General features: G+C 71.9%; 15 protein-coding genes and 1 pseudogene. 7 read left to right on the forward strand and 9 right to left on the reverse strand.

Features of this window, described 5'->3' with window-relative positions; genetic code table 11:
* Positions 1–1,137: an alpha/beta fold hydrolase gene (locus HD601_RS14945; protein ID WP_221441000.1), complete on the reverse strand. Its 1,137-nt coding sequence runs from the start codon at positions 1,135–1,137 to the stop codon at positions 1–3.
* Between the two features lie 118 nt (positions 1,138–1,255).
* Here HD601_RS14945 and HD601_RS14950 point away from each other — a divergent pair, with 118 nt between their 5' ends.
* Positions 1,256–2,470: a metallophosphoesterase family protein gene (locus HD601_RS14950; RefSeq protein WP_184823086.1), complete on the forward strand. Its 1,215-nt coding sequence runs from the start codon at positions 1,256–1,258 to the stop codon at positions 2,468–2,470.
* 6 nt (positions 2,471–2,476) lie between these two features.
* Here the strand turns inward: HD601_RS14950 and HD601_RS14955 are convergent, their stop codons facing one another.
* Genes HD601_RS14955 through HD601_RS14965 form a run of 3 tightly spaced genes read right to left on the reverse strand, consistent with a single transcriptional unit; the run spans position 2,477 to position 6,907 of the window.
* Positions 2,477–4,438, reverse strand: coding sequence for an acetoacetate--CoA ligase (locus HD601_RS14955; protein ID WP_184823088.1), 1,962 nt, complete (start codon positions 4,436–4,438; stop codon positions 2,477–2,479).
* Positions 4,439–4,448: 10 nt separating this feature from the next.
* The gene (locus tag HD601_RS14960) at positions 4,449–5,630 is read right to left on the reverse strand and encodes a neutral/alkaline non-lysosomal ceramidase N-terminal domain-containing protein (protein WP_184823090.1); all 1,182 of its coding nucleotides are present in this window, start codon (positions 5,628–5,630) and stop codon (positions 4,449–4,451) included.
* An 11-nt stretch (positions 5,631–5,641) separates the two neighbouring features.
* A complete protein-coding gene (locus tag HD601_RS14965; protein WP_184823092.1) occupies positions 5,642–6,907 on the reverse strand; it encodes a nucleotide sugar dehydrogenase in 1,266 nt (421 codons plus the stop codon).
* Positions 6,908–7,108: 201 nt separating this feature from the next.
* On the opposite strand from HD601_RS14965, the gene HD601_RS14970 reads away from it, so the two are divergent.
* Positions 7,109–8,251: an aminoglycoside phosphotransferase family protein gene (locus HD601_RS14970; RefSeq protein ID WP_184823094.1), complete on the forward strand. Its 1,143-nt coding sequence runs from the start codon at positions 7,109–7,111 to the stop codon at positions 8,249–8,251.
* A 313-nt stretch (positions 8,252–8,564) separates the two neighbouring features.
* Positions 8,565–9,498, forward strand: a protein-coding gene (locus HD601_RS14975; RefSeq protein WP_425503369.1) for an IS5 family transposase whose coding sequence is annotated in 2 segments (ribosomal slippage) — positions 8,565–8,947 and positions 8,946–9,498 — 936 coding nt in all. Because the reading frame shifts where the segments join, the coding sequence is not laid out codon by codon here.
* A gap of 204 nt (positions 9,499–9,702) precedes the next feature.
* Here the strand turns inward: HD601_RS14975 and HD601_RS14980 are convergent.
* The 3 genes from HD601_RS14980 to rfbB all read right to left on the reverse strand — a co-directional run bounded on the left by HD601_RS14980 (position 9,703) and on the right by rfbB (position 14,539).
* Positions 9,703–10,950 carry an IS256 family transposase gene (locus HD601_RS14980; protein WP_184818915.1) on the reverse strand — a complete coding sequence of 416 codons (1,248 nt, stop codon included), beginning with the start codon at positions 10,948–10,950 and terminating at the stop codon, positions 9,703–9,705.
* A gap of 394 nt (positions 10,951–11,344) precedes the next feature.
* A complete protein-coding gene (locus HD601_RS35710) occupies positions 11,345–13,483 on the reverse strand; it encodes an FG-GAP-like repeat-containing protein (RefSeq protein ID WP_184823096.1) in 2,139 nt (712 codons plus the stop codon).
* 81 nt (positions 13,484–13,564) lie between these two features.
* Complete coding sequence (gene rfbB / locus HD601_RS14990; protein WP_184823098.1) at positions 13,565–14,539, reverse strand: dTDP-glucose 4,6-dehydratase; 975 nt, start codon at positions 14,537–14,539, stop codon at positions 13,565–13,567.
* Positions 14,540–14,587: 48 nt separating this feature from the next.
* Between rfbB and rfbA the strand changes: the two genes are divergently transcribed.
* Genes rfbA through HD601_RS15010 form a run of 4 tightly spaced genes read left to right on the forward strand, consistent with a single transcriptional unit; the run spans position 14,588 to position 18,806 of the window.
* Positions 14,588–15,460: a glucose-1-phosphate thymidylyltransferase RfbA gene (gene rfbA / locus HD601_RS14995; RefSeq protein ID WP_184823100.1), complete on the forward strand. Its 873-nt coding sequence runs from the start codon at positions 14,588–14,590 to the stop codon at positions 15,458–15,460.
* Positions 15,457–16,083: a dTDP-4-dehydrorhamnose 3,5-epimerase gene (gene rfbC, locus HD601_RS15000; RefSeq protein WP_184823102.1), complete on the forward strand. Its 627-nt coding sequence runs from the start codon at positions 15,457–15,459 to the stop codon at positions 16,081–16,083. Before rfbA ends, rfbC begins: the two co-directional genes overlap by 4 nt.
* A gap of 45 nt (positions 16,084–16,128) precedes the next feature.
* Positions 16,129–18,426 (forward strand): CehA/McbA family metallohydrolase, encoded by a 2,298-nt coding sequence (locus HD601_RS15005; protein WP_184823104.1) that lies wholly within the window; start codon positions 16,129–16,131, stop codon positions 18,424–18,426.
* On the forward strand, positions 18,426–18,806 hold the full coding sequence (locus HD601_RS15010) for a COG1361 family protein (protein ID WP_184823106.1): 381 nt from the start codon (positions 18,426–18,428) through the stop codon (positions 18,804–18,806). The genes HD601_RS15005 and HD601_RS15010 overlap by 1 nt, the downstream gene beginning before the upstream one ends.
* On the opposite strand, the pseudogene HD601_RS15015 reads toward HD601_RS15010, so the two are convergent.
* Both HD601_RS15015 and rfbD read right to left on the reverse strand, forming a co-directional pair.
* Positions 18,803–19,886 (reverse strand): annotated as a pseudogene (locus HD601_RS15015) (IS630 family transposase). The gene HD601_RS15010 and the pseudogene HD601_RS15015 sit on opposite strands and share 4 nt — an antisense overlap.
* A 51-nt stretch (positions 19,887–19,937) precedes the next feature.
* Positions 19,938–20,786, reverse strand: a complete 849-nt coding sequence (gene rfbD, locus HD601_RS15020) for a dTDP-4-dehydrorhamnose reductase (protein ID WP_184823108.1) — start codon at positions 20,784–20,786, stop codon at positions 19,938–19,940.
* Positions 20,787–20,847 lie beyond the last annotated feature (61 nt).

Here is a 20,847-nt window from a genome sequence, read left to right on the forward strand (position 1 = left end):
TCACCGCACCAGGGCGAAGAACGTCCTGAGCTCGTCGACGAAGGTGTCGGGCTGCTCGAGCGCGGCGAAGTGGCCGCCGCGGGCGGGCTCGCCCCAGTGGAGGATGTTCGTGAAGCGCCGCTCCGCCCACCGCCGCGACGGCCGCTGCAGTTCCCGGGGGAACACCGTGCAGCCCGTGGGGACGTCGACGGGGTCGCCGGCGGTGTCGGAGATCCAGGCGTCGACCTGGCGGATGCTCTCCCAGTAGAGCCGCGCCGCAGAGGCGCCCGTGGCGGGCAGCCAGTACAGCATCACGGTGTCGAGCAGCTCGTCGCGGCCGACGACGGGGTCGAGCGAGTCGTCGTGGTCGGTCCAGGTCCAGTACTTCTCCGCGATCCAGGCACACAGCGCCACCGGCGAGTCGACCAGTCCGTAGCCGACGGTCTGGGGCCGGGTCGCCTGCTGACGTGAGTAGCCGGAGCCCCATTCCTCGGCCTCGCGCAGGCTGTCGATGGCCGCGCGCTCGGCCTCGGTGAGGTCGTCGAACGTGGCGGGGTCGGGCGGCGCCAGCGGCGGCATGAGGTGGATCCCGGCGACGCGGTCCGGGTGCGCCACCCCGAGCAACGTCGACACCGTCGTGCCCCAGTCGCAGCCCTGGGCGCCGTAGCGGTCGTAGCCCAGCCGCTCCATGACGGTGGCCCAGGCGGCAGCGATGCGCTCGACGCCCCAGCCGGCGCGGGCGGGCTTGTCGCTGAACCCGTAGCCGGGCAGCGACGGGACCACGACGTGGAACGCGTCGGCGGGGTCGGGCGGGTCGGTCAGCGGGCCGATGACCTTGCGGGACTCGAGGATCGAGCCCGGCCAGCCGTGCGTCAGCACCAGCGGCAGCGCGTCGGCGTGCGGCGACCGGACGTGCAGGCCGTGGATCCCGAGCCCGTCGACCTCAGTCCGGAACTGCGGCAGTCCGTTGAGCCAGCCCTCGACGCGCCGCCAGTCGTACCCCGTCGACCAGTAGGCGCAGAGCTCGCGCAGCCAGTCGAGCGGCACCCCCTGCGACCAGTCGTCGACGGTGGCGGGCTCGGGCCATCGGGTGGCACGCAACCGGCCGCGGAGGGCGTCCAGCTCGGACTCGGGCACGTCGATGCGGAACGGTTCCACGCGGACGACCCTATTCGGATGCCCTTCATCCGGCCGCCACCATCGCGACGGCCGTTCGTGCCCGTCGGTCGTTAGCGTCCCCGGCACCACCCCCGTCGTCACAGGAGATGAGGCCGCCATGAGCGAGCACGACCAGCAGCACGCCGAGGACACCCCCGGCTGGGACCGTCGCGACTTCGTCCGCATGGGCGGCCTGGGCACCGCCGCCCTCGCGCTCGGCGCCACCGGCGCGCTCGCGGGCGCGGCGCCGGCCGGCGCGGCCGAGGCCGACCGGCCGCTGCGCTTCAAGGCCGACGGCACGTTCAAGATCGTCCAGTTCAACGACACCCAGGACGACGAGCGCATCGACCGGCGCACCATCGAGCTGATGAACGAGGTGCTCGACGCCGAGCAGCCGGACCTGGTCGTGCACAACGGCGACAACATCACCGGCGGCTGCGCGAACGCCACCGAGATGAAGCAGGCGATGAACAACATCGTCCAGCCGATGGAGTCGCGGGAGATCCCGTGGGTCATCACCTACGGCAACCACGACGAGGACTCCACGCCCCAGACCGGCATGGACGAAGAGGACATGCTCGAGTTCTACCGGGCCTACCCCTACAACCAGAACCAGCCCAGCCCGGACGGCGTCACCGGCAGCGGCAACATGAACCTGCTGATCCGCGGCGCCCGCGGCCAGCAGCCGGTCTTCGGCCTGTTCCTCCTCGACAGCGGCCGCTACGCCCCGGACACCATCGCCGGGCAGGACTTCGCCGGCTACCCGGACTGGGACTGGCTGCGGATGAACCAGGTGCACTGGTACACCGAGACCTCCGAGCTGGTCGAGAAGCGGGCCGGTGGCAAGAAGGTCCCGGCGCTGATGTTCATCCACATCCCGCTCTGGGAGTACCGCTTCATGTGGTTCGCCAGCGTCGACAGCCGCACCGACGCCGACCACGCGCGCGCCGTCGCCAAGCACGGCATCGTCGGCGAGCGCAACGAGACCGAGTGCCCCGGCCCGTTCAACTCCGGCATGTTCTCCGCGATCCTCGACCGCGGTGACGTGCGCGGCGTGTTCTGCGGCCACGACCACGTCAACACCTATGTCGGCAACTACTACGGCGTCATGCTCGGCTACGCGGGCAACACCGGCTTCGGCACCTACGGCCTCAGCGGCGCCGAGCGGAACCGTCTGCGCGGCGCCCGCGTCTTCAACCTCACCCAGCAGGACGACGACGTCGACATCGAGACGCACATGGTGTTCGCCGGCGACTACGGCATCGACCTGACGGCCAACGACCAGAGCGTCGACCCGCTCCCGCTCCCCGAGGGCCGTCGCCGCCGCAAGTAGCCGTCGTCAGCGGGTGGCGGCCAGCGCGACGAAGGGGTCGAGGGACGCGGGGTTGCGCAGCGCCTCGCGGCTGACGGCCTTCTCGGCCGCCACCCCGGCGAGGATCCGCTTCACCGGGACCTCGCACTTCTTGCCCGTCAGGGTGCGCGGCACGTCGTCGACCACGAGGAAGCGGTCGGGGACGTGCCGCGGCGAGAGCTCGGCGCGCAGCGCCTTGCGCAGCTCGGGCTCGACGGCGTCCAGCTCGACCCCGTCGGCCAGCACCAGGAAGCAGAGCAGCTCGCCGTCGGTGTCGCCGGCGCCGGAGGTGTCGATGACCAGGGAGTCGACGACGCCGGGGTGGCCCTCGACGACGCGGTAGAACTCGGCCGTGCCCATGCGGACGCCGCCGCGGTTCAGCGTGGAGTCGCTGCGCCCGTGGATGACCGCCGACCCGTGCCGCGTGATGGTGATCCAGTCGCCGTGCCGCCAGACGCCGGGGTAGTCCTCGAAATAGGCCGCCCGCAGCCGGGAGCCGTCGGGGTCGGCCCAGAACGACACCGGCATCGATGGCATCGGCGCGGTCAGCACCAGCTCGCCGACCTCGCCGATGACGGGGTGACCGGCCTCGTCGAACGCGGCCAGCGCGGCGCCGAGCGCGGGCCGGGACAGCTCGCCGAGCCAGACCGGGACGTCCGGCGCCGGCCCGACGAACGCCGTGCAGGCGTCGGTGCCGCCGGACAGGCTGGCGATCTGCACGGACGGTCCCAGGTTGCGGCCCAGCCAGCGGAAGCCGTCGGTCGACAACGGCGCCCCGGTGCTGCCGACGGCGCGCAGCGACGACAGCGCCGACGGGTTCAGCGAGAGGCCGTCCTTGAGGCAGGCCTGCACGAACGGCGCCGACGTGCCGAAGACGCCGATGCGCTCCTCGGCCGCCATGTCCCACAGCGACCCCAGCGACGGGTGACCCGGGCTGCCGTCGTACAGCACCACCGTCGACCCCACCAGCAGGCCGCTGACGAGGAAGTTCCACATCATCCAGCCGGCGGTGGTGAACCAGAAGAACCGCTCGCCGGGCTTCAGGTCCAGCTGCAGCCCCAGGGACTTGAGGTGCTCGAGCAGGATGCCGCCGTGTCCCTGCACGATGCCCTTGGGCAGCCCCGTGGTGCCGGACGAGTACAGCACCCAGAGCGGGTGATCGAACGGGACGGCGTCGAACTCCAGCGGGGCGCCGTCGTACCGCTCGAGCAGGTCGTCGAACGCCAGCGCGTCGGGCAACTCCTCTCCGCCGAACGGGATGCCGACGACGGCGTGCAGCGTCGGCAGCTGCGCCCGCAGCGCCGCCACCGTCGGCCGGACGTCGACCGCCTTGCCGTTGTAGACGTAGCCGTCGCAGGCGACCAGCACGACCGGCTCGATCTGCGCGAACCGGTCGGCCGCCGCGCGGACGCCGAAGTCGGGGGAGCAGGACGACCAGACGGCGCCCAGACTGGCTGTGGCCAGGAACGCGACCAGCGTCTGCGGCGCGTTCGGCACCAGCGCGGCCACCCGGTCGCCGGGGCCGACGCCCTGGGCGGCCAGCGCGGCGCGCATGGCGGCGACCTGCCGGCGCAGCTCGCCGTAGGTCAGCTCGGTGCGCAGGCCGTCCTCGCGCCGGAAGACCACCGCGACGTCCTCACCGCCCTTGCCGGGACCGGGCCGGAGCGCGTGCGCGGCGTAGTTGAGGGTCGCGCCGGGGAACCAGCGGGTGCCCGGCATGACGACGTCGGGCAGCACGTCCGTCGGCGGGTCGACGAAGCCGACCTCGAAGAACCGCGCGATGGCGCCCCAGAACGCGCCCGGCTGGGCGACCGACCAGCGCCACAGCTCGTCGTAGTCGGCGGTGTCGGCGATGCCCTGGTCGCGCAGCCAGGCGCGGAACTCGCTCATCCGGCTGGCGGCTACGGCCTGGGGGTCGGGCCGCCACACGACCTCGGCGTCGTCGGTCATGCCGCACAACCTAACGCGGGCGCAGTGCCGCCGCGAGGGCGCGGTGCAGCACGCCCTCGGCCTGCGGCGCGAACCGGCCGGGCAGCCCGAACCAGTACGGCGCCTCGTCCGCCTCGTACCCGCCCTGGGCCAGCTGCCGGGCAGTGACGAGGTAGCCGGTCATGCCGTTCGTGTAGCCGAGCGGCAGGGTCGTCCCGCCGGACAGCACCGCCACCCGCCGCCCGTACGCGCCCACCGGCTCGCCGGAGACACCGAGTAGCTGCAGGTCCGCCGCGAGCCGCAGGGACGAGACGACGACGGGCGCCGACGGCGGGTCCGCGCCGTCCTGGAGTGGCAGCTCGACGGTGGTGCGCTCGGTCGCGAGCGCGGCCGGTCCCACGTCGATGCGGGTGCCGCTCAGCGCCCGGGCGACCGCGAGCGCCAGCTCGCCGGCCGCGGCGTCGACGGTCGCGAACGACGGCAGCGGGTCGATGTCGCCGCAGCAGCCCTGCGCGTAGACCGCCACCGTGCCCGGGTAGCGGCGCTCCACCAGGTCCATGGCCGCGCCCGCGAAGTCCGGCGTGACCACGTTGTCGCGGTGGACCACCGGGTGGCAGGCGAAGTGCACCAGCAGGGCGGCCACGCCGTCAGGCCCCGTGAAGCGCAGCACGGTGACGGCGGGGTCGACGGACGATCGCGGGAGCGTCGACGGGGAGCGGGCCGCCCGCCGGTCGTGACCGAGGGCCGCGCGGTCGGCGAACCGGTCGACGGTCACCGGCCGCAGTGCCGCCAGCGCCCGCCCGACGCCGTCGACGACCGCCTCGCAGACCTGGTCGACGTAGGCGTCGTCGACCGCGCCGATGGCCGGGGCGAATCCTCTCGACACCTGCGGGGCGGAGTGCGTGTGGGTGGCGTGCAACAGCACCGAGCGAGCCGGCAGCCCGTAGCGCCGGGTCAGCTCGCCGTGCACCCGCTCGGCGGTGTCGAAGCCCCACCCGAGCAGGTCGGCGGAGACGAGCACCGCCCGCTCGCCGCCGACGGCGCCGCCGCTGCCGCCGCCGTCGCCGCTGGAGAACGCCAGCGTGCGCAGCCGCAGCGGACCGGCCGTGCCCGTCGCCGGACCCAGCCCGTCGCGGAAGGCGAACCCGGCCAGCGGCAGCGGCCGGCCGGGGGTGATGTCGGCGCGGTCGACCCCGAGCAGCAGGGCGGACACCGCCGATCAGCTCACATGTGCTCGACGCCGTCGCCCAGCGGCGTGATGCCGCGGGTGTCGAAGACCCGCTTCGCGGTCTTGGCGATGAGGTGGCCGTCGTACTCGGCGTGCGGCTGCAGGACGACGGCGAGGTCGGCCGAGGCCAGCGCGGCGTCGAGGTCGGGCTCGCAGTCGAGGACGGTGTCGTCGACCTTCCACGACGGGACCTTGGGGTCGTGGAAGACGACGTTGGCGCCGAGTGAGATCAGCCGCTTGGCCAGCGGAACGGCGGGCGACTCGCGCTGGTCGGCGATGTCGGGCTTGTACGTGACGCCGAGCAGCAGGACGGTCGAGCCGTTCACGGCCTTGCCGTCGAGGTTGAGGATGTTCTGGATGCGCTGGACCACGTACGCCGGCATGGTGGCGTTGATCTCCTGCGCCAGCTCGACGAAGCGGAACGGGTAGCCCAGGCGGACCCGCACGTTGTGGCTCAGGTAGTTGGGGTCGATGGGGATGCAGTGCCCGCCGACGCCGGGGCCGGGGTAGAACGCCTGGAACCCGAACGGCTTGGTCTTGGCCAGCCGGATGACGTCCCAGAGGTCGATGCCCAGCTCGTGGCAGAACCGCGCCATCTCGTTGACCAGCGCGATGTTGACGTGCCGGTAGGTGTTCTCGAGCAGCTTGGCGGTCTCGGCCTCGCGGGTGCCCTTGGCCTCGACGACGGTGTCGACGAAGCGGCGGTAGAACGCGGCCGCCCGCTCGGTGCACTCGGGGGTCTGGCCGCCGACGACCTTGGGGGTGTTGCGCATGCCGAACTTCGGGTTGCCCGGGTCGATGCGCTCGGGCGAGAAGGCGAGGTGGAAGTCGCGGCCGGCGACCAGCCCGGAGGCCTCTTCGAGCATGGGCCGGACGACCTCATCGGTGGTGCCGGGGTAGGTGGTGGACTCGAGCACCACCAGCATGCCCGCGGACAGGTGCCGCCCGACGGTGGCAACGGCGGCCTTGACGGCGCCGAGGTCGGGCCCGCCGTCGTCGGAGAGCGGCGTCGGCACGCAGATGACGATGGCGTCGGCGCCGTCGAGGTCGGACTCGTCGGCGCTGGCGCGGAAGCCCGCGGCGCGCATCTCGGCGATGTCGGCGTCGGAGAGGTCGTCGACGTGCGAGCGACCCTCGTTCAGACCCTCGACGACCCTGGTGCTCACGTCGAAGCCCATGACCTGCAGGCCGGAGCGGCTCGCCTCTTGCGCCAAGGGCAGGCCCACGTAACCCAGTCCAACTACCGCGACATCTGTCGACACTGCTTCGTTCCCGTCCGTACGACTACGTGAGGGCCACGCCGCTGCTGATGTGCGTGCGGACGTGACCGGACGACTTTACAGCAGCCTCGCACGCATGACCCCCGCTGTCGTGGCGGGGTTGCCGCCGAAGATGAGAACACTCTCATTCAATTCCGGGTCAAAGGGCCCTGAACAGGGCCGTTGTGCTGGTTACCATGCCTGATGCCTGCCCACGCTCCTGACATCTCCGACGCGGTCCGGTCCCTCGACTGGACGGCCGCGATCGAGCGGATGACGGGCAGCCTGCCGGCCGCGCGGGGGGTCGCCCGGTTGCGGCGACGCGACTTCTTCCACGACAACCGCATCGCGTTCTCGGCCCGGCTCGACACCACGACGGCCTTCCCGACCAGTGGTGTCTTCGTCGACCACCGCACGGGCGCGTCGGTGCTGGTGGCGGACGGTCGGCCGACGGTGCGATCGGTGGCCGCCGCTGACGTCGTCGTGGCCGGCGCCATGCGCACCGCCGAGCAGCTGCGCTTCCGGGCGTTCTACGTCACGGAGGTGCACCGGACGCTCGTCGTGCAGCAGCGCTCCGCCCCCGCCAGGCCGACGCCGCTGGTCATCGGCAGCGAGCACCAGCGAGCGCTGGCCGGCCGCACGCCGTTCGCCGTCCCACGGGTGCTCGACGGCGGGTTGGCCCGGCGCGGTCTGGACGGCGACGCCGTCGCCGACTGGCTGGTCGAGGAGGCGTTCGACGGCGCCCCCGTCAGGGCCGCCGACGCCGCCGACGCGGTCCCCGAGTTGCTCGCGCTGCTGGCCGAGACCTGGGAGCGGCTCGGGCTGACCCACGAGCGGCTCGGCGGCGAGCAGCGCGCCCGGGCGCTGAGCGCGTTCTCCGGCCTCGCCGAGGACCCGCCGCCGGGCATCTGGCCGGGCGACCTCGACCCGCACCACACCTGGCTGCGGGTCCGGGCCCTCCTCGACGACGGCCGTCCGCTCACCGTCGGGCTGAGCCACGGCGACCCCGGCCTGGGCAACGTGCTGCGGCTGACCGACGGCCGGCTGGCGCTGGTCGACTGGGAGGACGCCGGCTACCGGCCGGTCGCCCACGACGTCGTCAAGGTCCTGATGTCCTCGCCCGACCCGCGCGGCCTGGTCGCCGAGCTCGAGGCGCCGGCGTCACTACGGCCCGCGCTGGCGGCGGCCGGCGCCGTCCCGTGGCGGCCGCAGGTGGCGGTCGCGCTGGTGCTGTTCCTCAGCGGCTGGCGCAACCGCTACTTCCGCGCCGTCAAACGGGGCAGCGTCAGGGCCGCCGACCGGCGCATGCACCTCCTGCTCGGCATGCTCGACGACCTGCTCCCCTGACCTTTTCTTGGGTTCGTGTGGTTGCGCTGGGTTTCCCCGTCCCCCTGCTGCCCAGTGTCTTAGCCGCGTGCACTCGCCTCGAGTCCGCGCGCCCCGGGGGCGCTTGGACGTGACCCGGGTCCCCGCGGCCAAGAACTCGGCAGCTATCAGGGGGACGGGGGGAGTCTGGCGACGGGTGGGAGGTCGTCTTCACTAGCGCCAATCGACTTCACTACGCAGAACCGTCTTCTGCGTGGCCGTGCGGGTGCAGAGGACGGTTCTGGCTAGGGTGTGTCTCCCATATCTGTGATGAGTCGCGCTGCATGATCGCAGTGTGAGTTCGTCTCGGTTTGAGTCGTTGACCGATGCTCAGTGGGAGCAGATCGAGCCGTTGCTGCCGTCGAACGCGGGGCGGCGGGGCCACCCGTTCTGGGATAACCGGCGGGTGGTGGAGGGGATCGTCTACCGGTACCGGACCGGGATCCCGTGGCGGGACCTGCCCCGAGAGCCATTCGGGCCGTGGAAGACGGTCTGGAAGCGGCACCGCCGATACGCCGAGGATGGGACCTGGGACAAGGTGCTGGCCGGGCTGCTTGCCCAGGCGGACGCCGCTGGTCAGATCGATTGGACGGTGTCGGTGGACGCCACGATCAACCGTGCCCACCAGCACGCCACGAACACCACGCGCCCGGAGCGGGACACGGGGGGCGCGGGCGAATCACACGAGTCAGCCTGACGGGTTCGTTCCTAGCCCGATCGGCGGGGAACGTGAACCTGCAGGTCACGGTATCGGCAAGTCGCGTGGCGGACTGACCAGCAAGATCCACTTTGCGGTGGATGGACACGGCCGCCCGCTGGCCGCGGTCATCACCGGCGGGCAGCGCAACGATGGCGTGATGCTTACCGAGGTGCTGGCCGACATCCGCGTCCCTCGCCTGGGGCCGGGCCGGGCCCGCACCACCCCGGACGCGGTGATCGCCGACCGCGCCTACACCTCCGGCGTCAACCGCCAGATGCTCGCAGCCCGGCACATCAAGGCCGTGATCCCGCAGAAGAAGAACGAGATCGCCGCCCGCAAACGCAAGGGCTCGGCCGGCGGGCGACCTCCGGCCCTGGACGAGCAGACCTACAAGCAGCGCAACGTCGTCGAACGCTCCTTCGCTCTGATCAAGCAATGGCGAGGACTGGCCACCCGCTACGACAAGCTCGCGATCACCTACCGCGCCGCCGTCGTGCTGTCCGCCTGCATCACATGGGCGCGCATATAGGAGACACGCTCTAGTCAGGTCGGCTCTGCATAGTGAAGTCGCGTCCGCGATGTGGGATCTCCCGTCGTTTTCTGGGCCGCCCACCAGGGTTTCTGGTGCCTCATGAGGCCTGCAGGCCTAGTGGTGTGGGAGAAAGCCTGGTGATGTACGCGAGGTCAAGTCCGGTGACGTGGTGTACGAGGTCTGATCCCTCGTCGTTGTGCTTCAGGCCGTGATGGCTTGCAGGGTCAGCTCCTCGTCGGTCACCTCCTGCTCGGCTGTTGCGACGGCCTGGGAGCGGGTGAGGACGTCGAGTCCGAGGTAGCGGCGGCCTTCGGCCCACTCGTCGTGCTGTTCGGCCAGGACGGCGCCGACGAGGCGGATGATCGAGGGCCGGTCGGGGAAGATCCCGACCACGTCGGTGCGGCGGCGGATCTCGCGGTTGAGGCGCTCGTTGGGGTTGTTCGACCAGATTTGTCGCCAGATCTCCTTGGGGAACGCGGTGAAGGCCAGGATGTCGGCGCGAGCGTGTTCGAGGTGGTCAGCGACGGCGGGGAGTTTCTCGGTCAGGGCGTCGACGACGCGGTCGAACTGGGCATGCACCGACTCGGCGTCGGGCTGGTCGTAGATGGAGTGCAGCAGGGCCTTGACCCAGCCCCACGAGTTCTTCGGTGTCGCTGACATGAGGTTGGCGGCGTAGTGGGTGCGGCAGCGTTGCCAGGCCGCACCCGGCAGAGTCGCCTCGATCGCGGAGGTCAGCCCGCGGTGGGCATCGGACGTGACGAGCTTGACCCCCGTGAGGCCGCGGGCGGTCAGATCTCTGCAGAAGGCGAGCCAGCCGGCGCCGTCCTCGCTGGTGGTCACGTGGATGCCGAGGATCTCGCGGTGCCCGTCGGCGTTCACGCCGGTCGCGACCAGCGCGTGGACTGCGACGACCCGGCCACCCTCGCGGACCTTGAGCACGAGTGCGTCGGCGGCGACGAACGTGAACGGCCCGGCGTCGGCCAGCGAGCGGGTGCGGAACTGCTCCACGTGCGCGTCGAGGTCCTTGGCCATCTCCGAAACCTGCGACTTCGACAGGGCCGTGATGCCCAACGACTGCACCAGCTTGTCCATCCGCCGGGTGGACACCCCGAGCAGGTAGCAGGTCGCCACCACCGAGGTGAGTGCCCGCTCGGCCCGCTTCCTGCGCTCGAGCAGCCACTCGGGGAAGTAGGACCCCTGACGCAGCTTGGGCACCGCGACATCGATCGTGCCGGCACGGGTGTCGAAGTCGCGGTGCCGGTAGCCGTTCCGCCGGTTCACCCGCTCCGGGCTGGTCGTGCCGTACTGCGCACCACACACCGCGTCAGCCTCGGCCGACAACAGCGTGTTGATGAACGTCTGCAGCAACTCGCGCAACAGATCCGGGCTGGCCTGGGCCAGCTGTTCCTCGAGCAGGCGGGCAGGGTCGATACTGGTCCTGACGGTCATCGTTGGTGTCCTTCTTCGAGTCGGTTGTGAGAGATCACTCGAAGGATCACCCGGTGGCCGTCACCCACATCTACAGCGACACGCTCACCGGGATCGGTACACCACTCTGCCGGACGTCACTGTACGCGATCCTTGATGATCATCGCTGTCCACACCCCGGCGAACCGGACGAACGGGAGCGGCGAGGCGTGCCCAGGGTCTCCCCGTCCCCCTGATAGGTGCCAGGTTCTTGGCCGCGTGCGTGCGGGTCAAGTCGAAGCCCCCGACCACAGCGGCGAAGTAACCACAGTGGGCGCCGACTTGAGGCGCAGGTGCGCGGCTAAGAGACTGGGCACCAGGGGGACGGGGAGCCCACCTCATCACCCCGGCAGAACTTCGGACCCCCGGCAGAACCTCACCGGGGCGACGGCGCGGGCGGGAGCTTCGCCCGCGTCGCGCAGGTGACGGTGAAGCCCGACCCCGTGCTCAGGTGGTACCGCCATTGCGACTCTCCGTCGCCGCAGAGACCGCGGTAGCCGAGGTCGGCGTCGCCGTCGCCGTCCACGTCGCCGACGGAGAGGCCGTAGTGCGCCGTCGACCCGTCGGCGGCCGGCCAGAAGTCATCGCCCCAGGAGCGCACCTGGAAGCCGTGATCGCCGCTGACGTGCATCCGGAAGCAGGGCTCGCCGTCGTTGCCGCACGCGCCGCGGTAGGCGACGTCGTCGCGGCCGTCGCCGGTGAAGTCGGCCACGAGCAGGCCGTACACGGCGCTCTCGGCGGTCCAGGCGCTGCCGTCGCCCCACGAGCCGGCCTGGAAGGATTCGCCGTCGCTGCTCAGCATGCGCCAGCAGCGCTCGTCCGACGGGCCGCAGCGAGCGCGGTAGAGGAGGTCGTCGCGGGCGTCGCCGTCGAAGTCGCCGACCTGGACGCCGAAGTCGGTCGTCTCACCCGTGATGGGTCCGAGCCGGGCCCACGGCTTCGGCGGCGCGAAGCCGTCGTCGCCGCCCAGCGCGACCCGCCAGCAGTGCGTCTCGCCCGAGCAGGAACCGGCCCAGGCGAGGTCGTCATGGCCGTCGCCGTCGAAGTCGCCGACCTGGACCCCGAACCGGGCCGCCAGCTGCGCGCCGTCGAGCCGAGCCGGCCAGCGCTGGATGTCGACGCCGGAGCCGGCGCTGAGGTGCGCCCGCCAGTACGGGTCGCGGTCGCGCGGGCGGACCAGCTGGACGAAGTCGTCGCGGCCGTCGCCGTCGAAGTCGCCGCGGTGCAGCCCGGCGAACGGGTCCTCCCACTCCGGCGCCGCGCCGCAGTTCGAGGTGCGGACGCTGCCCAGGTGCGAGGTCAGCACGGCCCTCGGGTTGCCCTGGACGCAGAACTCACGCGCCCGGCTGCTCGACACCGAGATGAGGCCGCCGTCCAGGAACGAGTTGCCGCCGATGAACACGTCGCGTTCGGGCGGGCCCTGCTGCCCGGTGATCTCGGCGTCGCGCCAGTACGTGACCCCGCAGTAGTGCCGGCACCCGGTGGCGCCGCGCATGTCGATGCCGTTGTCACGGATGGAGACCCGCCGGAACACCTCGGGCATGTTCTGGCTGGCGTAGACGTAGGTGTAGATGCCCGAGGAGCGCATGCGGTTGCCGACGACGAAGGTGTCGTACTGGTTGCGCAGCTTCATCGAGCCGCCGGCCGGCGAGGCGTCCCAGCCGTCGGCGCGGTTGCCGACGATCGAGAGGCGCCGGCTGCCCCACGCGTAGAGCCCGTGGTCCTGGCAGAACGCGCACCCGGCCGGCGCGCCGATGCCGGGCGTGCGCCGCCAGACGTTGCCGTCGACCACCACCTCGTCGTTGCCCCGGCCGGTCGCGAGGTCGTGGCCCCACACGTTGACGGCGGTGCGGAACCAGCCGTCGGGCACGGCCGGGTCGAGGTCCGGGGTGGTGCCGAACCACGAGTCCTTGACGACGGTGAGGCGGGTGGTGTCGGCGACGACGCCGCGGCCGGGGTGCGCGCGATCGCGCAGGAACTCACAGCCCTCGACGGTGACCCCGCTGGTGTGGCGGAGCAGCACGTAGGCGACGCCCCACTCGCTGCCCGTCCGCCCGTTGCGGAACCAGCAGTCGCGCAGCGTGACGTCGGAGACCGCGCTGTAGTCGTCGGAGCCGATCAGCGCGACGCGGACGTTGTCGAACTCGAGCCCGCTGATGGTGACGTCGCGGAGCAGGTCCTGCTCGATCGTGACGCCGTCGGCGCCGGCAGCGCGCAGGACGACCCGGGCGCCGTCGGCCGCGGCGTAGTTGCGGCGCGACGCGAACCGGATGGGGCGGTCGAGCACGTAGACGCCCGCGGGGAACACGACGGTCTGGCCGGGCGACGACGCGTCGATGGCGGCCTGGACGGCGGTCGCGTGGCTGCTGCCGCCGGCGGTGAACTCACCGACGTCGACGGTCTTGGGCTCCGGACGGCGGACGTCGCGGGCGCCGTCGGGTCCGGTCAGCCAGCCGGGCGCCCACCCGGTGAGGAGGGTCGCCGCCAGCACCGTCGCCAGAAGGATGCCGACCACACGACGCAAGTCCTCGAATCCTCCCGATCGACCACAGGGTGCTTCGAGTATCCCCCGGCCGGGCGGGGGATCAACCCTCGATCAGCGGTTCTTGAGCGGCTCCCACCAGGACCGCTGGTCGCGGTACCAGGCGACGGTGCGGGCCAGTCCGTCGGCGAAGTCCCGGCGCGGCGCGTAGCCGAGCTCGGCGCGGATCCGGCCGTCGTCGACGGAGTAGCGGCGGTCGTGCGCGAGGCGGTCCTCGACGTGGTCGACGCGGTCCCAGCCGGCCCCGCACGCGTCGAGCAGCAGGCCGGTGAGCTCCTTGTTCGTCAGCTCGCGACCGCCGCCGATGTTGTAGACCCGGCCCGCGGCCCCGCCCGCCCGGACCAGCTCGATGCCCTGGCAGTGGTCGTCGACGTGCAGCCAGTCGCGCACGTTGAGACCGTCGCCGTAGAGCGGCACGTTGCGGCCGTCGAGCAGGTTGGTGACGAACAGCGGGATGACCTTCTCGGGGTACTGGTACGGCCCGTAGTTGTTCGAGCAGCGGGTGACCGAGACCGGCACGCCGTGGGTGCGGTGGTAGGCGAGGGCGACGAGGTCGCTGCCGGCCTTGCTGGCGCTGTACGGCGAGTTCGGCTCGAGGATGTGGTCCTCGGTCCACGACCCGGACTCGATGGAGCCGTACACCTCGTCGGTGGACACGTGCACGAACCGGTCGACGCCGTGGCGCCGCGCGGCGTCGAGCAGCGTCTGCGTGCCGACGACGTTGGTCTGCACGAACGCGGCCGCGCCCTGGATGGAGCGGTCGACGTGGCTCTCGGCGGCGAAGTGGACGACCTGGTCGGCGGCGGCGATCAGCTCGTCGACCAGACCGGTGTCGAGGATGTCGCCCTTGACGAAGCTGAAGCGGGGGTCGTCGGCGACGGGCTCGAGGTTGGCGGGGTTGCCGGCGTAGGTCAGCTTGTCCAGCACGACGACCTCGGCGCCCTCGAGGCCGGGGTAGGCGCCGGACAGCGCCTGGCGGACGTAATGCGAGCCGATGAAGCCGGCTCCACCCGTGACCAGCAACCGCATGTCGACCCCTCCCGAAACCACCACTTCCGCGGGCTATCGTAGGCGCTCATGCGAGGAATCATCCTGGCGGGCGGCTCGGGAACGCGGCTGCATCCGCTCACCGTGGCGGTCAGCAAGCAGATGCTCCCGGTCTTCGACAAGCCCATGATCTACTACCCGCTGACCACCCTCATGCTGGCCGGCATCAGGGACATCCTCGTCATCACCACGCCGCGCGACGCGGAGCAGTTCCAGTCGCTGCTCGGCGACGGCTCCGACCTGGGCATCTCCGTCTCCTACGCCCAGCAGCCCAGCCCCGACGGCCTGGCGCAGGCGTTCGTCATCGGAGCCGACTTCGTGGGCTCGGACCACGTGGCGCTGGTCCTGGGCGACAACATCTTCTACGGCGCCGGCCTCGGCACCCAGCTGCGCAAGTACACCGAGGTCGACGGCGGGCTGGTCTTCGCCTACCACGTCGCCGACCCCACCGCCTACGGCGTCGTCGAGTTCGACGACGCCGGGCGCGCGGTCAGCATGGAGGAGAAGCCTGCCGCCCCGCGCAGCAACTACGCCGTCCCCGGCCTCTACTTCTACGACAGCGACGTCGTCGAGATCGCCCGCGAGCTGAAGCCGTCGGCACGCGGCGAGCTCGAGATCACCGACGTCAACCGCACCTACCTCGAGCGCGGCGCCCTGCACGTCGAGGTGCTGCCCCGCGGCACCGCCTGGCTCGACACCGGCACCTTCGACAACCTCCTGGCCGCCGGCGAGTACGTCCGCGTCATCGAGGCTCGGCAGGGCCAGAAGATCGGCTGCCCCGAGGAGGTGGCCTGGCGCATGGGCCACATCGACGACGACCAGCTGCGCGAGCGCGGCGAGCGGCTGCGCAAGTCCGGCTACGGCGAGTACCTCATCGGCCTGCTCGACGGGGCGCCCGCGTGAGCCCGAAGATCGAGCCGCTGGCCGTCGGCGACGCCTTCGTGGTGACGCCGCAGCAGTTCGGCGACCCCCGCGGCGTCTTCCTCGAGTCCTTCCGCGGCGACCTGCTCGCCCCGCACCTCGGGCACCGGCCCGACATCGTGCAGACCAACCTGTCGGTCTCGGCGGCCGGCGTGCTGCGCGGCCTGCACTTCGCCGACGTGCCGCCCAGCCAGGCCAAGTACGTCACCTGCGTGTCCGGCGCGGTGCTCGACGTCGTCGTCGACATCCGGGTCGGCTCGCCGACGTTCGGACGCTGGGACTCCGTGCTGCTCGACGACGTCAACCGCCGCTCCGTCTACGTCGCCGAAGGGCTCGGCCACGCGTTCCTGTCCCTGGCCGACGGCTCCGCCGTCATGTACCTGTGCACCGCGCCGTACGCACCCGGCCGCGAGCACGGCGTCGACCCCCTGGACCCGGAGCTGGGCATCGACTGGCCGGCGACGGGGCGCGACGGGCGGCCGATCACCCCGGTCCTGTCCGACAAGGACCGTGCGGCGCCGTCCCTGGCCGCCGCGCGCGAGGCCGGCCTGCTGCCCGACTACGCCGCAACAAAGGAGCTCTACGCGTCGCTCGCCGCGGGGTAGCGTCGTCCGGACGTCCCTCGCGAAGACCGTCGTCTGGAGGACTCGGTGACCGAGCCCGGAACCCAGCCCGCTGTCCAGCCCCTGCTCGCCTCCGCCACCCGCGCCGTCCGCGCGCTCCGGGACCTCGGCGACCCGCTGCCCGACGGTGTCACGGCCCGGCTGGCCGGGCTCACCACCGTCGGCGACATCGAGGACCTGCTGCGTCCGTTCGTGCTGGTCGAGGTGCGACTGGACGAGTACGCCGCGGCGATCAGCAGCCCCGGCACCGCGCCGCCCGAGCTGGTCCAGCACGGCTGGCGCAGTTTCCTGGTCCGGATCGAGAACCCGCACCGCATCGAGGCCGAGCTGGCCGGCCAGACCCCCGGGGTGCTCGGGGTCCTCGACCACCACAGCCACGCCGCCCGGACGGTGCTGCCCGACACCGTCGACAGCGTGCCGCGGATCGAGAAGGCCTGGCTGCAGGCCCGGCTCGCACCGCCCGCGGCGCTGTCCGGGCTCGAGGTCGAGTACCGAGTGCTCAGCGTGTACAGCCGCGACGCCGGCAGGCGCACCGGGGCGCTGACGTTCGCCGCCGCGGTCCAGGAGACGCCCGGGAGCCTGACCCGCTCGCCGCTGGCGCTGGCCGGGCGCCGGACGATGCTGGACACCCGCGACACCGCCGCGACGTTCGAGTTCGACTGCGCGCCGGCGCGGGAGATCCGGCTCGACGTCCGCGAGCCCGACGGCGCCAGCTCCATGGCCGCCGTCACGGTGCGCGACGCCCAGGGCCGGTCGTACCCGTCGACGGCGATGCGGCTGGCGCCGGACATGTTCTTCCACGAGCACGTGTACCGCGCGACCGGCGAGGTGCTGCGGCTGCCGGAGGGCGACTACGAGATCTCGGCGCGGCGGGGGCCGGAGTACCGCGAGACCCGCCGCGACGTGCGGGTCGAGGCCGGCACCGATGCCGTCGAGCTGCGGCTGGACCGCTGGGTCGACCCCGCCGCTCACGGCTACTACTCCGGCGACCCGCACATCCACGCCGGCGGCTGCTCGCACTACAACGTGCCGAGCGAGGGCGTGACGCCGGAGACGATGATCCGGCACGTGCGCGGCGAGGGACTGTGGCTCGGCAGCGTGCTGACCTGGGGACCCTGTTACTACCACCAGAAGCAGTTCTTCAGCGGCGAGTCGATCAGCCCGCCGGCGCTGCTGGAGAACCCGGCGATGCAGCACGCGCAGGGCATGACCTGGGAGCCGCGGCCCACCGACCGCGACGGCGAGAGCCTGCTGCGCTATGACGTCGAGGTGTCCGGCTTCCCGTCCAGCCACTCCGGGCACGTCATCCTGCTCGGGCTCACCGACCAGGACTACCCGGGCACCGCGCTGATCGAGGACTGGCCGTCCTGGAACCTGCCGATCATGCGCTGGGGCCGGGCCCAGAACGCGCTGGTCGGCTACGCGCACTGCGGGCTCGGGCTGGCGGTCGGCACCGACGAGCTGCCCAACCACGTCGTCCCCGGGTTCCACTCCATCGGGTCCAACGAGATCATCGTCGACGTGCCGCTGGGCGCCGCCGACTTCCAGGCTGGCGCCGAGGTGGCGCCCGCGGCCGAGCTGAACGTCTGGTACCACCTGCTCAACGTCGGCTTCCGCACGCTGATGCTGGGCGAGACCGACTACCCGTGCATCTACGACGACGGCCCGGGCGTCGGGCGCACCTACGTCCGGCTGCCGTCGCCGCCGCAGGGGCCGCGGGCGCTCGAGGCGTGGATCGCCGGTCTTCGGGACGGCGCGTCCTACTTCGGCGACGGCCGCAGCCACGTCTTCGACCTGGCCGTCGACGGCGAGGTGGGGCGAGAACAGCGGCGTGCGTCGCCGGGACCGGTGCGGGTGACGGCGACCGTCGCGGCCTGGCTGCCGCCGGACCTGCCACCGGCGCCGGAGCCGGGCCGGCCGGCGTACAGCGCGCCGGTGGGCTGGCACCTGGAACGGGCCCGCATCGGCGCCGGCCGCACCGTCCTGCTCGAACTGGTGGTCAACGGCGTCGCGGTGGCGGCTCAGGAGCTGGTCGCCGACGGCGCCGAGCACGAGGTCGGCTTCGACGTGACGCTCGAGCGCTCGTCCTGGGTCGCGCTGCGCATCCTGCACAGCGTGCACACCCAGCCGATCTTCGTCGAGGCCGGCGGCCGCCCGATCCGCGCGTCCCGGCGCAGCGCGCAGTGGCTGCACGACTCCGTCGACGCGCTGTGGGCGGCCAAGTCCGGGTTCATCCGCCCGGGTGAGCGGGGCGAGGCGAGGGCGGCGTACGACGCCGCGCAGGCCGTCTACCTGGGCCTGAGGGACGAGTGCGAGGCTGAGTGATGGAGCACTGCTGCGCACCCGTCGACACCACGGCCCCGATCGCGGTCACCATCAACCCGGAGGCACGGGTGAGCGTCGCCCGCACCGCGACCCAGATCGGGGCGCTGGCACCGGGCGAGTGGCACACCGTCGACGTCACCATCGTCAACGACGGCTACGTCACCGGCCCGCTGGCCATCGAGAGCGACCCGGTGCCCGGCGTCGAGCTGGACCTCCCGGTGCACGTGCTCACCGGCGAGCCGCGCCAGGAGGGCGGCTTCCGGGTCCGCTTCGGCGCGCCCGCCACCGTCGACGTCACGCTGACGTTCCGCGCGCTCGCCGCCCTGGGTGGCCTCGCCCAGCACAGCACGATCAGCCTGCTGCTGCGCGCGGAGTCCTAGTGTCCTGAGTCGTTAATTCGGGTGCAGTATCTGGCGATGGATTCGAGGATCTGGTCGGCGGTCTTGGTCCACACGAAGGGCCTGGGGTTGTCGTTCCAGGTGTCGATCCAGGCGCGGATGTCGGTGTTGAGTTCGCGGACTGACCGGTGGGTGCCGCGTTGGAGTTTCTTCGTGGTCAGCTCGCCGAACCAGCGTTCGACCAGGTTGAGCCATGAGGAGCTGGTCGGGGTGAAGTGGAGCGTGAAGCGGGGGTGTTCGATCAGCCATCGCTTCACGGCCGGTGTCTTGTGGGTCGAGGCGTTGTCGAGCACGACGTGCACGTCGAGTTCCGGGCACCTCGGCGTCGATCTTGGCCAGGAACTTCTTGAACTCGATCGCTCGGTGGCGGGCGTGCAGCGAGCCGATGACCTGGCCGGTGGCGAGGTCGAGGGCGGCGTAGAGGCTGGACGTGCCGTAGCGCTTGTAGTCATGGGTGGCGCGCTGCGGGGTGCCCGGGAGCATGGGCAGGATCGGGGCCGTGCGGTCCAGGGCCTGGATCTGGGACTTCTCGTCCACGCACAGCACCACGGCCCGCTCGGGCGGGTCGAGGTAGAGACCCACGACGTCTTTGACCTTGTCGACGAACAGCGGGTCCTTGGACAGCTTCCACGACTCCTGCCGGTGCGGCTGCAGGCCGAAGGCCCGCCAGATCCGCGAGACCGCGGACTGCGACAGGCCCAGCTCGGCCGCCAGCGACCGAGTCGACCAGTGCGTCGCATCCTTCGGCGTCGTCTCCAGCGTCCGGGTGATCACCGCCTCGACCTGCTCGTCACCAACCGTGCGGGGCCGGCCAGGGCGCGGTTCATCAAGCAGGCCATCGAGTCGGTCGGCGACGAACCGCGAGCGCCACTTACGCGCACTCGACACCGCGATCCCGAGCTTCTGCGCGATCGCGGTGTTCCCCAGCCCGTCACCAGCGGCCAGCACGATCCGCGACCGCACCGCCAACGCATTCGCGCTCGTCGGCCGCCGCGACCACGTCAACAGCTGCGACCGCTCCTCATCAGTCAACGTCACAACAGGGGCAACCGGACTCGGCACCCGCAAAGCCTACCCACTAAATACGAACTATTGACTCACGACACTAGTGGGCTAGGGGCGGGGGAGGACGACGGGGGCAGCTGCGGCCAGCGCCTCGTCCCAGGGGCGCAGCGGCGGCAGCCCGGCGAGCTTCCAGCCGTCGTGGCCCAGGACGGAGTAGGCGGGGCGCGGCGCCGGGCGCGGGAACTTGTCCGTCGTGGTGGGCCGGACCCGCTCGGGGTCGAGGCCGAGGTGGGTGAAGACGGCCCTGGCCAGGCCGAACCAGGTGGTCTCGCTGCTGCTGGTGGCGTGGTAGACGCCGGCCGGGGCGTCGGCGCGGACCAGGTCGACCACCCGCGTCGCGACGTCCATCGACCATGTCGGCTGGCCGCGCTGGTCGTCGACGACGTCGAGGGTGTCGCGCTCGGCCGCGAGCCGGGCCATGGTCTTCACGAAGTTGCCGCCGTGCTCGCCGTAGAGCCAGGCCGTGCGGACGACCCAGCCGGCGTCGGGCAGCGTGGTGAGCACCGCTTGCTCGCCGGCCAGCTTGCTCCGTCCGTACGCCGACCGGGGCGCGGTGGGCGCGTCCTCGGCGTACGGGGCAGAGGCGACGCCGTCGAACACGTAGTCGGTGGAGATCTGCACCAGCCGGGCCCCGTGCCGGGCGCAGGCCGCGGCCAGGTGCGCCGGCCCCGTCCCGTTGACCGCGGTGGCCGCGGCCTCGGCTGACTCGGCGCCGTCGACATCGGTCCAGGCGGCGGCGTTGACGACGACGTCATGCCCGGCGACAGCCCGGTCGACGGCCTCGGCGTCGGTGACGTCGAGCCCGGCCCGCGTCAGCGCCGTCACGTCGGCGCCGCCGAGCACGGCCACCATGTCGCGGCCCAGCATGCCCGCCGCTCCCGTGACCAACCACCGCATCGCGGCACCTCCCGCCGTCGTCGACCGTCTAAGATACCGAGGGTCCGTACGCGGCCGATGC

It is taken from the genome of Jiangella mangrovi (genome assembly GCF_014204975.1).
In the GTDB taxonomy this organism is placed as follows: Bacteria; Actinomycetota; Actinomycetes; order Jiangellales; family Jiangellaceae; genus Jiangella; species Jiangella mangrovi.